The sequence below is a fragment of the Methylobacterium sp. Leaf104 genome (genome assembly GCF_001422885.1).
GTDB lineage: Bacteria > Pseudomonadota > Alphaproteobacteria > Rhizobiales > Beijerinckiaceae > Methylobacterium.
Map to the genome: position 1 here is coordinate 18,560 of NZ_LMMZ01000008.1, position 14,917 is coordinate 33,476.

The 14,917-nt window shown below is 63.2% G+C and carries 11 protein-coding genes and 1 pseudogene; 3 read left to right on the forward strand and 9 right to left on the reverse strand.

Annotation, left to right across the window (positions count from 1 at the left end):
* Positions 1-19: 19 nt before the first annotated feature.
* From ASF49_RS08365 to ASF49_RS22985, 3 genes and pseudogenes are all read left to right on the forward strand, one after another.
* Positions 20-2,653 carry a hypothetical protein gene (locus tag ASF49_RS08365; RefSeq protein WP_156652939.1) on the forward strand — a complete coding sequence of 878 codons (2,634 nt, stop codon included), beginning with the start codon at positions 20-22 and terminating at the stop codon, positions 2,651-2,653.
* Positions 2,654-4,283: 1,630 nt separating this feature from the next.
* Positions 4,284-5,423, forward strand: coding sequence for a PGN_0703 family putative restriction endonuclease (locus ASF49_RS08375; RefSeq protein ID WP_056470629.1), 1,140 nt, complete (start codon positions 4,284-4,286; stop codon positions 5,421-5,423).
* 102 nt (positions 5,424-5,525) lie between these two features.
* A pseudogene (locus tag ASF49_RS22985) lies at positions 5,526-5,876 on the forward strand (DUF2958 domain-containing protein).
* A gap of 1,680 nt (positions 5,877-7,556) precedes the next feature.
* Here the strand turns inward: ASF49_RS22985 and ASF49_RS08380 are convergent.
* From ASF49_RS08380 to ASF49_RS08420, 9 genes are all read right to left on the reverse strand, one after another.
* A complete protein-coding gene (locus tag ASF49_RS08380) occupies positions 7,557-8,249 on the reverse strand; it encodes an epimerase (RefSeq protein WP_055885140.1) in 693 nt (230 codons plus the stop codon).
* 10 nt (positions 8,250-8,259) lie between these two features.
* Positions 8,260-9,261 (reverse strand): AraC family transcriptional regulator, encoded by a 1,002-nt coding sequence (locus tag ASF49_RS08385; protein ID WP_055885144.1) that lies wholly within the window; start codon positions 9,259-9,261, stop codon positions 8,260-8,262.
* An 11-nt stretch (positions 9,262-9,272) separates the two neighbouring features.
* Complete coding sequence (locus ASF49_RS08390; RefSeq protein ID WP_055885148.1) at positions 9,273-10,022, reverse strand: SDR family NAD(P)-dependent oxidoreductase; 750 nt, start codon at positions 10,020-10,022, stop codon at positions 9,273-9,275.
* 358 nt (positions 10,023-10,380) lie between these two features.
* Positions 10,381-11,019: a pyridoxamine 5'-phosphate oxidase family protein gene (locus ASF49_RS08395; RefSeq protein ID WP_056470633.1), complete on the reverse strand. Its 639-nt coding sequence runs from the start codon at positions 11,017-11,019 to the stop codon at positions 10,381-10,383.
* A gap of 11 nt (positions 11,020-11,030) precedes the next feature.
* Positions 11,031-12,545, reverse strand: coding sequence for a sodium:solute symporter family protein (locus tag ASF49_RS08400; RefSeq protein WP_056470635.1), 1,515 nt, complete (start codon positions 12,543-12,545; stop codon positions 11,031-11,033).
* Positions 12,542-12,778, reverse strand: a complete 237-nt coding sequence (locus tag ASF49_RS08405; RefSeq protein ID WP_056470638.1) for a hypothetical protein — start codon at positions 12,776-12,778, stop codon at positions 12,542-12,544. The genes ASF49_RS08400 and ASF49_RS08405 overlap by 4 nt, the downstream gene beginning before the upstream one ends.
* Positions 12,779-12,799: 21 nt before the next feature.
* Positions 12,800-13,249, reverse strand: a complete 450-nt coding sequence (locus ASF49_RS08410) for an SRPBCC family protein (RefSeq protein WP_243214863.1) — start codon at positions 13,247-13,249, stop codon at positions 12,800-12,802.
* Positions 13,233-13,589: an ArsR/SmtB family transcription factor gene (locus ASF49_RS08415; RefSeq protein ID WP_082511012.1), complete on the reverse strand. Its 357-nt coding sequence runs from the start codon at positions 13,587-13,589 to the stop codon at positions 13,233-13,235. Before ASF49_RS08415 ends, ASF49_RS08410 begins: the two co-directional genes overlap by 17 nt.
* A 407-nt stretch (positions 13,590-13,996) precedes the next feature.
* Entirely contained in the window at positions 13,997-14,887 is an 891-nt protein-coding gene (locus ASF49_RS08420; protein WP_162240961.1) for an NAD-dependent epimerase/dehydratase family protein, read from the reverse strand.
* Positions 14,888-14,917 lie beyond the last annotated feature (30 nt).

Here is a 14,917-nt window from a genome sequence, read left to right on the forward strand (position 1 = left end):
TGAGCCGGAGAGACCATTGATGTCCATAGCTTCCGCGGCCGGAGGAACTGCAGCGCCCTTCACGGGGCTCAGAGCCGAAGCGGCCTTGCACCGGCTCGTTCTCGACGAGTGCCTCGACGACGAGGTGGTCGCCTACTTGCTCCCTCAGGGGCGACCCCACGCATGGGAGGCATGCCTGTGGGATTACAAGCGGGAGCTGCCTTCGACATCCGGGCGCGGAACGCCCGAGCAGAGGGCAGCCGACCAGGACGCTCTCGCTGAACTCGTGAAAGATGTAGTCGCTTTCCACAACTCGTACGGGGGTTACATCGTGGCTGGGATCGACCAGTACGCGCCCGCCGCGGTGGTCGGCTGCCCCAACCTGGGCGCCGAGGGTTTCACGGTCGAGAAGCTGAACGAGCAGCTTCTCGCCTACACTAGGACCAAGATTACCTGTCGCTTCCGTGCCTTGCCTACGGGCCCAGACGGCTCCGGGCCCTCTATCGGCCTCCTATTCATCCCCATGCGCCGCGCCGGAGACCCAGTCCTCAAGATGGCGCGGGGTGCGCCGGAGCGCCCCAAACGGTCGCCCGCGTTCAGGAAGAACGACATCCTGGCCCGGATCGACGACGCGTGCGTGCCGGTGCAGGCGGACCTCCAAGGCCTCCAGTTCGTTTGCTCACAGCGCCGTTTTAAAGACGCGGAGGAGCGAACGCCCTACCTGGAGAACAATCTCCCGGTCAAAGATCCTCATCTGATCAGGTTCGTCGGCCGAGCGGGTTACCTCCTGCAGCTTTGGGGCTGGCTCACGGAGCGGCATACGCCGGTGAAGGTTCTGACGGCGCTAGGCGGGACCGGCAAGACCAGTATTGCGTTCGAGTTCTGCAAGCAGATCCTGTCCGGTCCTCCGTCGTGGCTCTCGAAGGTCGTGTGGCTTACGGCGAAGAAGCAAGCCTATTCGGCGGTCCTGGGCCAGTGGGTGGGCGTCACCCGGACTGACTTCGATACCGTCGACGGCTTCTTCGGAGCGCTCGCGCGAGAACTTGGAGCGACGGCCGAGGAAGTCGAGGAAGCCCACGATCGCACCGAGCTGTTGGACCTGGTGCTCCCCGGCCTGCGTATGTTCCCGCCCCTGGTTGTGATCGACGACATCGACAGCCTTGATTTAGACCAGCAAGCCGACCTGTTCTCGACGGTGCAAGTCCTCGCGGGTCGCGCCTTCGACGCGGGCGCGCGGTTCCTGCTCACCTCCCGGCTTGAGCTTAGTGCCGGTGACGACCAGCGCGTCGTGGTGGGCGGCTTCGACGAAGCGGAATTCGCCGAGTACGCGCGCATGACGGCCCTCGAGCGAGGCCTGCCGCTCGACGACGGCGTCCTGCGTCGCCTCCACCGCGTCTCATTGGGTTCGCCGGTGTTCTGCGCGTCGATCCTGCGGCTGGTCAGCCTTGGAGCCGACATCAACACAGCCATCAATCAGTACAAGGACCAAGCCGGCGAGGACGTTCGCCGCTTCGCTTTCAAACGCGAACTCGACCAACTGACCGACCCGCAAGCGCGCACCCTCTTTGCCCTGTCGGTTCTGGGTGAGACGACGCAACTGGAGCTGAAGCAGGTCTTGCTAGTCGACGACGAGCAGATCACCAGGGATCTAGCGAAGCTGCGGGAGTACCATCTATTCGCCAGTCGAGGTGATCCGAGCACTGGAACGAAGCTGGAGGCGCCGGAACCTCTACGGTTAATGAGTCGCATACTGCGGGACCGCGTCCAGGACCCCGTCCGTATTGAAAAGGAGTGCGCGCGCACGCGGTCTCAGGTCCCGAAGGTTCAGGACAAGGTGGCGGTCGCCATCGCGAGCATCCTGGCTTTGTGGAAGGCCGACGACTATGACGCCGCGCTTTTTAAGGCGCAGCAGTCGCGCAAAGAGAACCCGAAAAGCGGTGACCTGAACTGCGTCCTCGGACAATGCCACCTCAAGGTCAAGCCCGCGAAGCCCGACGAGGCGGATAAGGCGTTCCGGCAGGCACACGCGAACGGTTGCACTCGGCCAGAACTTGTGCCGAATTGGCTCGAGGCGAAGCGCCTCGCGCGGGATTGGAACGGAATCGTCGACCTCACCAATACGGTTCCTCCCCCCGAGATCAGGGGACGTTCAGCCGTGATCGCGGTCGATGCGATGCTGGAACTGGCCCGCCAGGTATCCGGGCGCGGCGACGGTCCGCGTGCTCTTGAGCAGATGCGCGATGCGATGCTCGCGGCAAGCCGTGCGATCGCCCAGGGGCGGGCCGGAGACATGATCGTCGAGTTGCGGGAGAGGTGCCGCTCTGCGGCGCAGTATTACGTTCAGATCGCGGCGACGGTTAACGCACGTCCGGGCGATAAGATCGACGTCTTCAACGCGGTCATTGATGCCTTCCACTGCCACGTGACCGAGACTTGGATGATCCATGTAGCTCTCGACAGCCTGAAGTCCTGGTTCGCAGACGTCGAGAGACGATCCCAGCGGGACGAGTCGGCTCACGACATTCTCGAAAGGCGCCTTCGAGACCTCGCCGAAGTGCGCGATCATGTCGAGAAAGCCGCCCTGCCCCGTCACCAGCTAGCGCAGGATATCGCGGCCGTCGAGACGGGCATGCGAGCGAAGCTGAACCGGTCCTCGGTCCCGCAACGAGTGTGAGCGCGCCCCTCCGGGGCAAGTCGTCGGAGATGGCAGCGCGGCGTCTTTACGGAAGGCAATGCGCCGCCGGATCTACCGCTTGGTCGCGCTTCGTTTGCGGCCGGCATTGTGTGGCAAGTGTCAGATGACCCCCACCTCCGACCGGGGCGTCCCGGCACGCAACATAGTGATGACTACAGCCTCGAGCTTGGTGCCTCTAAGGACTATCTGGCACCGATTACTGCTGTGAACTGCCGCTGCCCTGGGAAACACAGACCGTGGCGCCGATATCCACAACGCCAGCGAGACACCCGTCCTGGCGCTCACCATCGATCTGACGCCGCAGATCCAGCCGGGGCCGACGATCTCCACCCGCGCGACCCTGTCCGTCCACTTCGTGCCGCCCTCGCCGACCTCTGGCTCCGGCGCTTGGCGGAGCCAGGCACACGCGACAGCCCCGGACCACCGGAGCCGTCGGACACAGCACCACCCGACCCGGACCATCGACGTTCTCGCGCCGATCCCGGCCACGCCAAGTGTTTGAAACTTGGCATGTCTGACCACGGGCATTCTGCCGACATGCGGTCTCCGGCGCGGCCCGCGAGGTGCAGCTCGCCCCCGCCGGTCAGACGGCCCTTCCGTCGAGTCCGAACGCGGCCGGCCCTCGACCACGCCCGGACGCGGGCACCCGTATACGGACGCTCTTGCTGGTGGAGAACAGATCGGCGTCCGACTCGAACACTACCTCCAGCTTCTCGCGGAGGAGGGTGGTTTTCAGGCCGCACTTCACGCACTCGATCTTGACCTCTTAGAGGGGCCAGTCGGCGATCCTCACGCTGCACACCCGCAGAGCTGGGTTGGATCACTGACTCTGTCGGACGCTCCCTCGATCCAGAGATCGCCCGGCGATTCCACGGCCCGCCACATTCCCAGGGACGGGCTGTAGAGATCGATGGCGATGCCCTTCTGAAGCATGCTCGCCGAGGCCCAGCGCGCTGGCACGAGCCGGTTGTGTGCGACCACCCGGCTGATGCCCTTCTAGATGATCTTCGAGGCGAAGCTGCAGCACGGCGGCAGGCCGGAGACGTAGAGGGTGTAGCCCTCTAAGCTGTACCCCCCGGCTGTTCAGGGGCGCGTTGCCCTCAGCGTGGACCATCATAGCTGAAGGGAGCCATGACCGTCCGCCCCGGCCGACCGCTACTCAATCAGCTTTGGCCAATTGTACGAGTTCCGTTTCTATACGCGGCAGACCGTATCGCTGCGAAGGGTAACGATCTGTCCTACTGTGTGCGAGCGTCCTGACCGACTATAAAAGTATCACCCCCCTGTACGCACCCACTCCCCCTGTCCGCCCGCACGCCCCCGCTCCAGCTACGGCCACCTGCCGGCCGACACAGATCAGCCGGCCGAGCTCCAAGCCCCCCTGCGGCCGACTCCGCCTACGACCTCGATGACCAAAGCAATGAGTACAACGTGGCCGTATGGGTCCACCTTACAGACGCGCTCGACTGACACCTTGCAGGTGCACGACGAAATTGACCCTCGTTGCCATCCCGAAGGCCCTGCTGCTGATCTAATCGCGTTCAGTTCTTCGTCCCAGACGGGAACCCTGACTTGACCGCAAACCGCGGCCGCATGTCAGGACTTCATTATGGCCACCAATGCCCTCATACCGTTGCCCGCTGCCAGCGACCTCGCTGCTTCATCTGCTGCCCTGGCACTACTCGATCCCAGCAACCTCGGAACACTGCCTTGGGTACCGCTCATCCCCGAGCGTCAGCGCCGCCAGCACCATGTCTTCGTCTCCGCTGATCACCGTTTCAAGGCAGCGGCCCGCTTTCTTCAAGCACTGTGGCGCGAGGACCGTAACCTCGCCATCGGCCGCTATCCCGACAACACCACTAGCCGACGCCGACGCTTAGGCTCACGCATCAGCATGTCTGCCGGCGGGGACGGCGCGAACTTCCTTCATCCCTGCATCATTCCGGTCGTGGCGCAGGCCCTTCACTACCGTGAACCCGGGGCGGTCTATGACGTGGACCGGCTCAAGACAAACCTGCTTTCGTCTCAACCCCTGACGTTCAACCTGTTCGGCTTGCTCGCCCGCGACTTCGACCTTGCTACCCGCTTCATCGCCGACCTTCTGCCAGGGGCCATGGCCGAAGTGACAGACCTTCTCTTCGAGCACAGTCCAAGCCGCGGCGACCCACGCTTCACCGCCGATGGCACTGCCTTCGACCTTGCCATCCGCGGCCGCTCAGCCACAGGAGAGCGCGTCTTCATCGGCATCGAGGTGAAATACAGCGAGAGCGCCTACGAACCAGCCCCGCGTTGCAACGAACGATACGCGACCCTCGCACCGACCACCGACCTATTCATCGACGCAGCCGACCCCGGCCTTGTCTCCAATCCCTGCCAACAACTCTACCGCCAGCACTGCCTCGCCGCCTCGATCCTCGACCAAGGCCTAGCGGACCACGCCATCCTCGCCTTCATCGCGCCAAGCCACAATCACCTGGCCCAAACCGCGGCCACGACCTACGTCCGCCACCTCCACTCAGCCGCGACCGGCCGCATCCCCTTCATTCCCCTGACGTTGGAACGCACAATCGCAGCCTTGGCCACTGCTGGGCTCCCTGACCACGCCCGTGCGCTTCACCGCCGCTACCTCGACTGGTGGCTTGTGGACGGCGAACTTCACCTCGACGACGTCTCGGCCGCGGCCAGCAACCTATTCACCGCCGCTGCTTTCGCCGACCGAGCGACACGGCGGTCCGCACGCGCCGCCTAAGCCGCCCCAACCTCCTTCATTTCAGCAGCACGGTCTCGGCTTAGGCACATCACACCCACCGGGCCGAGGCCACGCGCTGTCGACGCAACCGAGGCTATTGCCATGACCGTTTTGCAGCTCACCGATCACGACCGCGCCCAGCTCCTGGCCCACGGCTGTGCATCCCAACGCGATCCTGATTTCGACCCACCTCCGGTACTGAAGCTATTCATGCCCGACGGTCCCGGCACTTGGCTCCTGACCTAACTCGATCCACACGAGCCCGAACGCGCGTTTGGCCTCTGTGACCTCGGCCATGGCACGCCAGAACTCGGCTATGTCGTGCTCACAGAACTCGCGATGATTCGCGGCTGCTTTCAGCTTCCCATTGAGCGCGACGCCTACTTCGAGCCAAGCGAACCCCTATCTCACTACGCTCGGGAAGCTACGGTAGCCGGCGGTACCACCGCCTGACCACCGGCCCCTCAACGCCATCACTTACCGAGCCGACGCTGCCCCTACGCCGGCCCACCACGCCACCAGACGCTCACCACCCAGATAACCACATCTCAGGATTCTCGCGAAATTGGGCACGGCCAAGTGTTTGAAACTATGGAGCCGTCGACCCAATCCTTCTGCCGACATTCGGCCTTCTTTGCCTCCAGCGAGCTGTAGCTCATCCCACCGAGAAGCCAGCAACAGACCGGGCAAATTGCAGCAAATATGTACCGAGGCCCGCTGCGTGAAATGACCAGACTTAGCTATATAAAAAATACAGCCACTGAGGCCGGTCAGTAACAATGGATCCATATAGCAAATAAGTCTCCGAATAAGATTTAGGTCAGGAAGCAAAGATGAAAAATACGAATAGCACGTTCGTGCCGTTGGAGCCCATCGACGCCGACAGGTACCAGAGGCCTGACCCTTCTATCTTGTTCAGAATAGAACGGAAAATCCATGCTCGGAAATGCGAGGTCTTTCGATCGTGGACTGAGGAAGAGACATTCAAGCGCTGGATCGCGCCTCCCAATCATCAACTGGTTTTCTGCTCTGTCAGATCTAGAGACAAGAGTGTCTGGAAAGTGAAGAGCCAATCTGAAGGCGCCATATGCGTCGAGCACATTTTGGACTGCCAAACAAATCTCGAAAATAATTGTCTTGAGTTTCAGTATTCAATGTCGCAAGTTCCTGACACAGAAAATTCGCACCCTGTTCATATAATGTTCGAATTAGAAGAAATACAGTCGCCTTATAATCAAGAGGCAACTAAATACACAATGGATTTGCATTTTCACACCGCGAAACTATGGAGGCTCACGAGCAGCGTCGACATTCACACCTTTTGGATTGATGCCACCGAACGTATGGCCCTGCTTGTGGAGCGACAGAACATCCTATCGCGCTCATAGGGGCTGTATGCCCTTCCCCGGCGTCGGGCACGTTCGAGCGGCAGGGCACGGATTTACCTGGGTGCCTGAGGATTACGGCAACCGCGACATCAAGTAGACACCTTTCGGGACCAGAAGCTCTGAGGATTAAAACTCCTTCTACCATGGCCTGATTATAGGTAGGCGCCCCAAAGCTCGGACGGACCTTCTATAGGTGTCCGCTTCCGCAAGACTGTTTGCGGAAGCGGACAGGCAGTGAGTCACCCGACTCGCTAGTAGAGCGGGCAGTCCGCGTCCGACCCAAGCTCGTCATAGCGGGCATTCAATCGCATTCTCCAAAGCGGACGCTCTTCGTACCGCCGATCAAACATGCGAAATGTAAGCTCGACCATACGGGGGAACGCTTTACCCTCGTCCAGCCCATAATGCTTCATTGGAAAGATATCCGGTGGCTTAAATAGAAAGTGCTGACGGTCGTTACTCTTCGGTTGCACCGCCCTCGACCATTCCGGACCACCGCACTGAAGCATCCCGGTCGAACTCTGGAGACGTCGCAGCAAAGCTCGTCGTAGGTTCGCGCGCCGAAAACATCATGGATGCTCCGATGGCGACGAGACCTGCCCTCGCTCGGAGATCGTCCCGCTGGCGAGGATCATTCGAGACCGCTTCCGCTTCCCGCTGAAGCCGGAGATTGGACGGCGAACGTCGCCGCCACGATCCGTTTCCAAGACGGTATGGCAATCGCGCTGACGGAGTCTGTCATGGGTCACCCGTGGATCGATGGGACGGCGGCCGTGGCCGCCCTGTAGATATCGGAAGCTTCCATGACCGCACGGCCCTGGCCGCGGCGCGCGACGGCGAGCATGGCGCGGCCGATCACCTCGGTTGTCAGGAGTTGCGAGGGGGCGATGCGGCGCAGCAGATGCAGCACCGGGCCGGCCAACCGGTAGAGAAGACGGTAGGACGTGGTCTTCGAACGTTCGCCGTGCATCGGCAGGATCACGGCCGGCCGGAACATGAAAGCCCCCGCGAACGGCAACGCTTGCAGCGCATTCTCGGTGCGTCCCTTGACACGCGCCCACATGCTCCGCCCGCGTCCGCCACCATCAGTGCCGGCCCCGGACACGTATACGAAGGTCATGTCGGGATCGAGCAGGGCCATCCTCTCCGCCACGGCCAGCGTCAGGTCGTGGGTCAGCCGGACGTACTCGGCCTCGGTCAGGCCGGAGGACGTCACCCCGAGGCAGAAGAAGCAGGCGTCGTATCCCATCATCTCCCGCCATGCCGTCGGTCCGGGATCGAATAGGTCCTGGACGATGGTCTCGTGCAGCTTGGGATGCGCGCGTCCGGTCGGGGTGCGTCCGACCGCCCTGACCTCGGTCACGTCGGAGGCGAGCAGGCATTCGCGTAGGACGCCCGCACCGACCATGCCGGTGGCGCCGAACAGCAGGATTCTCATGGGGCCGATCCTAGTGCAGGGAGCGCCAGCGCGCCGGCGTCGTGCCCTCCAGGCTCCGGAAGGCGCGGTAGAACGAGTTCGTGTCGTCGTAGCCGAGCAGGTAGGCGACCTCGTTCATGTCGAGGGCGGGATCGGCGAGGTATTGGCGCACCAGCTCCCGGCGAACGTCGGCGAGGATTTGTCGGAAGCTGCCGCCCTCCTCGGTGATGCGCCGCTGAAGGGTTCGGGCGGTCAATCCCAGTTCCTGCGCCACCGCGCCGACGTCGGGCGCCTGACCGGCCAGGAGCCGCTTCAGCACCCACTTCACCTGCTCAGTGATCGAGACTTTGGACAGGTGCTCCTGCCTCTGACGTGCGAGATGAGGGTCGAGCACGTCGAGCATCTCGGGATTGTGCGAGACCATCGCCACATCGAGGTCCGACCGGTTCAGGACGAGCACGCTCCGGTCCGCGCCCTGCACCACAGGACAGCCGAGGTATTCCGCATGCCGAGCCACGTCCCGGCCGGTCCCCGACAGTTCGAGGCGACGGGGCCGGATATCCCGGCCCGTCCCACGTCGCCCGAGCTCGACGAACGCGGCGAAGGCCGCGTCGATGAGCACAGGCGGCGCCTCCTCGCTGGCGAGCGGCCAGGCGAGAGTGATGCTGAATGTGTCGCCGTCCTCTTCCAGGATCATCTCCTCGGGCGAGCACAGTGCCTTGAAGCGGGCGACCCGCGTGAGTGCATCGCGGAGGTCGCGCGCGTAGTACGCGGCGAGGAAGGCCGGCGGTAGGGTGCCAGGCTCCATGCCGGTCACCAACCTCAACCCGACGCCGGAATCCGACGACAGCGCCTGCAAGGATCGCCACAGCGAGAAGTATTGCGCTGTGGTGACCTGCGCGCGGGCATCGGCGGCGAGGGTCGCCGGAAGCCGCGCATGTCGTAGTACCGCGGTCGGGGTGAGCCCGACGGCGTCGAGCCCTTGCCAGAAGGCCGGGGCGACCTTGAATCGGTCGGGGGGACACGACGCCATCTCAGGTTTCCCTACTTGGCCTGGAAGCCGCCATCGATGTTCAAGACGTGCCCGGTGACGAAGGACGCCTCGTCGGAGAGCAGCCAAACGATACCGTTGGCGATCTCCTCGGGACGGCCCATCCGGCCCATCGGGTGCATGCCGGAGATCATCGTCTCGTCGTACTGCCCGAGCTCGATCTGCTTCTCGATCAAGTCGGTCTTGATGGCTCCGGGCGCGACGGCGTTGATGCGGATGTTCTTGGTTGCGTAGTCGAGGGCGCCGGACTTCGTCAGTCCGACCACCGCATGCTTGGTCGCGGCGTAGGTGCCGGCCCAGGGAATGCCGTTCAGGCCGGCGATGGACGCCAGGTTCACGATGGCGCCACCGCCCTGTCGCTCCATCTGATGGATCTCCTGCTTCATGCAGAAGTACAGGCCCAGGACGTTGGTCTGCAGCATGCCGTTGAAGGCCTCGGTGTCCGAAGCGCCGATGGTCTTGTTCTCGTTCGAAATACCCGCGTTGTTCACCGCGAGGTCGAGCCTGCCGTAGCGGGAGACGATGTCCGCGATGGTCCGGCCGACGGCCTCCTCGCTGTCCACGTCGCAGGTGACGAAGGAGGCCTCGCCACCGGCGGCCTCGATCTCCTGGACGGCCTGGCGTCCGCGGTCATCGCGACGGCCGGTGAGCACGACTTTGACGCCGCGACGCGCGAGGATCAGCGCCGTCGCCTTGCCGATTCCGGTCGCTCCACCGGTGATGAGCGCGATCTTGTCGGTCATGAATGGGTCCGTTCGTGTCTGAGCCATGGATGCCGCCTCCGAAGTGCCCGGGGCGATCAACCAAGACATCGACGGTTTGCATCGTCTTCGAACTAGCGCGTCATGCCAATCGACTTGCAATAATTGCCATTCGGTATGCGCGATCCGTGGGAGGTCGACGTGGCGCAGGCTGGCTTTCGGGGAAGGCGAGCATCAAAGGCCATTCGGCCGTTCGAAATGGGTCAGATCCCCTTTTGAGCAAATCGCCTCTCGCCGAATGTCTGCTTATCCGTATCGTGATCCGAAAGCAGATCGTCGCAAAACCACCCCGAGCGGTCTCTCGGCTTTCGACCCAACCCAGCCGTCCATCACGGTGCCGCTATCCCTCACCGTTCATGATTCTTAAGTCGTATTCGTCCTGCGTGATGGTTCCAACCGCCGCCACGTTCTCGCGATCAGGCTGCGGCAGGTCCTCCTGCAAAAAGTCCAGCCGCTTCCACTCGGCTACGGGTGCGTTTCCCAGCGCGTCGGGCACGTAGCGCGAGCTGGCATCACGTCGGTAACGGTGAACGTAGCGCGGGCAGTTCAAGAAGATCTGGGTTGGACGGATCCGCATGACGATGTCGGCGCCCGGAATCGGGACGGTCTCTTCCAGCCTGGCAACCCCATGCACCCGCAGACGTCGCGGTGTCTCGAAGTCGATGAAGAGGAGACCCACGCGGACCTCCCCCATGACATTGCCCATCGACAGGAACATGCCGTTTCCATCGTAGCAGGGTAGCAGCAAGTCATCGCCTTGGAGCAACACAAACCCCGGTGCACCGCCCTTGTAGGAAACGGTTGGCTGGCCGGTGGCATCGATGGTCGACAGGAACACCATGTCGCGCGACGCGATGAAGGTCCGGTCGGCCTCCGAGAGCCGGTCGCCGACGATTGCGCGCTCCTGTGCGTCAGCCAGCCGGCGCGTGCCGAAGCGGTCCTGCAACGCCCGGTGTTGGGCCGTGTAGAAGCTGCCCATGACGGTTCTTCTCAGGCTACGACCGGTTGGGCTTGGGAGCCGACGCCCATCCGACCGTCCCTCCTGGCCCGAACGATGGCGAACAGGTCCTCGATCCGCTGTCGTTCCTCGACCGAGTGCGGAAGTAGATAGGCGCAAGAGACGTAGACGATCAGATTGACGACCAAGCCGAAGCAGCCGGAGGTCAGGCCGAAGCCGAAGGGCAATTGACCACCATGGATGACCTCCAGCCCGACCGCTGTGACGAAGCCCAGGATCATGCCGGCGAACGCACCCTGCCGGTTCCCGCGCTTCCAGAAGATGCCAAGAAACTGCGGGACCGAGAGCTGGATGATGCCCTGGTAGGCCAGTACCGCCAGCGAGAAGAGCGCCGGCAAGGTCAGGGTCGCCAACCAGGACGCCAGGAGTGTCAGAAGGAGCATGCCGACCTTGGCGATGACGATCATCCGCTTCTGGTCGAGTTCGACGTAGTTGCCGACGAGGTCGTTGGCGAGTTGCGCGCCGTAGGCCTGGATGTTGCCGTCCGTGTGCCCCATCGAAGCGGCGAGCAGCACGACGCCGGCGAGGCCCAGCAACACGAGACCGCCAGCCTGTTGGGAGACGATGAACCAGACGTCGTCGGGCTTGGCCACCGCTTCCGGCACCTTGGAGGCGAGCATGCCGAAGATCAGGAGCGCCACCCCGAACAGGAACGTCAGCGGCACGGCGAGGGCGGCCGATTTCTTCAGGCTGTGCACGCCATCAGCCGTGAACAGCCGCACGAAGATGTAAGGCCAGCACCAGCCACCGAGCGCGCCGGTGAACATCAGCGCGAACAGGTAGAGCGGGCCTTCCTTGGAGCCGAAGCTCGGGATCGCGAACATCTTCGGATCGAGGGTGGCGAGCGTGCTGCCTTTGACGACCACGAGCCAGACGATCAATCCGAGGAGCATCAGACCACCGCCGATATAGGCGACGATGCCCTGGAGGTAGTCGGAGATCACCACGCCGCGCATGCCCATGCGCACCGTCCAGATCTGACGGATCGCGATGACGAGGACGCCCACGACGACGGAACTGGAGAAGGACAGGGCACCCAGCGACATCGCCTGAAAGAGGTTGCCCAGGGCCTGCATCCCGAGCACCAGCCAGGGTAGGCCGGACACGATGCCGATCAGTGCCGCAACCGTCCGGATGTGGCGTGAGCCGTAGCGCAGCGCGAACAGGTCGCCCTGCGTGCGTAGGTCGTAGGCCTTGCCCCAGACCCAGACCGGCCGGGCCAGCACGAAGAGCAGCACGACGGTCAGGAGCGAGTAGGACAGGACGTAGAAAGACATCACGCCGGCCGTCACCGAGAGGGCGCCGAAGGCGGTGAACATCGAGCCCGGATACCAGGTGTTGAGGAACGACATCGCTTGGTAGCGGGCTCCGAACGAGCGGCCACCCACGGCATAATCGGTGAAGGACTGATCGACGGTACGATTGTGCTGGAGTACCCAGACGACGGCGGCGAAGAACAGGGCGAGCAGACCGAAGGTGATGATCATGCCGCGCTCCCCTCGTCAGCCACGTCGAGCAGGTAGGCGGCGATCAAGCTTGTGGTGATGCACAGACTGACGGCCAGGAAGTAGAACAACGCGATCGGAATCCCGGCAATCGGGGCCGTTTGGCCGTCGGCTGCCCAGTAGAGCGGCGGGGCCAGCGCGACGATGGCGTCGAGCACGAACCACAGTTTGACGATCCCGCGCCGGAATGGCGCAGGTGAGCCTTGTTGCAGCATGGCGTTTCCTCGTTTTCTTGTTCAGTGGAGAAGGGGGGCGAGCTTGTCGAAGCAGCTCGGCCAATCCTCCTCGTAGGCCTTCCGGATGTCCGCGCGGGCGATCCGCTTGTGGGTCAGGCGCATCTCGCTTGTGCCGTCATCCCGTGGGATGAAGTCGATCTGCAGAAGCGTCTCCTCCCCGCGCAGGAGGTCGAGGGGGCCGTCGTAGGTCCACGTTTGGACGATACGTCGACCAGGTTCGAGCTCTCGGTAGCAGCCGCTGATGCGATGTTCGGCTCCGTCAGGCCCACGGGTCTGCAACCGGAAGCGACCACCCACTCGAAGATCGGTTTCGGCTTGCTCGACCACGTTCTGACCAGGCGCGAGCCAACGCTGGATCATCACCGGGTCGGTCCAGGCCTGGTAGAGCTTGTCGCAGGTCGCCTGAAATGTTCGGACGAGGACGACGGCGGGTTCAGTTTCGGTCATCATCGTGCTCGTCGTTCAGCAGATCATCGAGAGCATCGAGCCGCTCGTCCCAGAAAGCGGTGTAGGTGCGCAGCCAGGAGAGGGCCTGAACAAGGGGCTGCCGTTCAAGCGAGCAGCGATGCACCCGCCCTTCGACCGCGCGCCTCAGAAGGCCCGCTTCTTCGAGAACACGGACGTGTTTGGAGGCGGCAGCCAGGGACATGGCGTGGGGCGCGGCCAGTTCGGAAACCGTGCGTTGTCCAGATGCAAGCTGATCGACCATGGCCCTGCGGGTTCGGTCCGCGAGGGCATGGAAGACGCCATCAAGCTTCTGGGGCGAATGCTCAACCATTTGGTTGATCATTGCAGGTCGGTCTGGCCAGCGCAAGAGGTCACCACGAAAGGGTATGCGCGGCCGGAAGGAGCGAACTCTGCTTCGATGGCCCGATCACGCGGAAGCGAACGGAGTGCTATCCGCCCGGCCCGGATCAGGTCGGCCTCCACCAAGCTGCCGGGAAGCGGACCTTCCGAGGGTCTGCATAGAGCCGTGCACGGGCGCGACGGCATAGTCTGCTTCTGCAAACTCCCGCCCGCAAACGGACTGTCGCAAATCCACCCGATTCAGCCGTAGAACGGACAGGCGGGCCCCGACCTATTAAGGCCATCCAGGCTCGGTGGGGGGGGGGTTCAAACTGCGGACATACTGCTGTTCGCAGCCAACGTCGGCCCAGCCGCTGAAATGCCGGCAGCTAACGTTGGCTTACGAAGCGCTCAGGTCGCCGCCAGCCGGTAAGTACGGAACTCTTCCACGATGGAGTGGCGCGATGGATGCCAGCCGAGTTGGCGTTCTGCCTTCTCCCCAGAAACTACCGTATCGCTCGCGATTGCGTCCGCGAACGCCCACAGTACCAAGCGTGCCTCCTCCAGGGGCCACGCCTCCACCTTGCCTCCGGCACCAGCCGCCTCGCTTGCCGCGCGTGCAATCTCCACGAGGGGGATCGCCGCTCCGTGGACACCGTTGAAGATCGAACCTGCCGGTGCCCTTTCGAGCGCGAGCACGTAGAGGTCAGCAAGGTCCTCGGCGTGCACGGTCGTCCAGCGGTTCCGTCCGTCGCCGATGTAGCGCGCTGCACCGCCTTCCTTGGCTGCGCCATACATCATCATCGCGGTGCCGCCCTGGTTGCCATAGACCCAGCCCGGTCGGATCACGATGGGGTGGACACCATCGGACCTGGAGGCCAGGATCTCGGCTTCCAGCGCCTCGCGGAAGCGTACAAGGTCGACGGGGTTCAGCGTAGCGTCCTCAGTCACCGGCATGTCGCCGGTCGGTCCATAGATTAGGCAACCACTCGTGTAGATGAACCGCTTTGAGGTACCGCGAAGCGCAACGATGATCGCACGCGTCGCCGTCTCGTCGTAGGCCGCCGTATTCTGGTCGTTCGGCGAAGCGGCATGCACGACAGCATCGACGCTGCGCGCGGCTTCTGCGACGCTCGCAGGATCGGCGAGGTTGCCATGAACCACCGTGAAGCCTGCGCCCCTCAGCTTGGTGGCGCTCGTATCGGAACGAACGAGCGCCACGACTTCGTGCCCGTTCTCACGCAATCGGCGGGCTACGGCGCCTCCGATCAGACCCGTAGCTCCGGTCATCAAAACCCGCATGTCCATCTCCCCTTCGATCTTCGGTGAGGC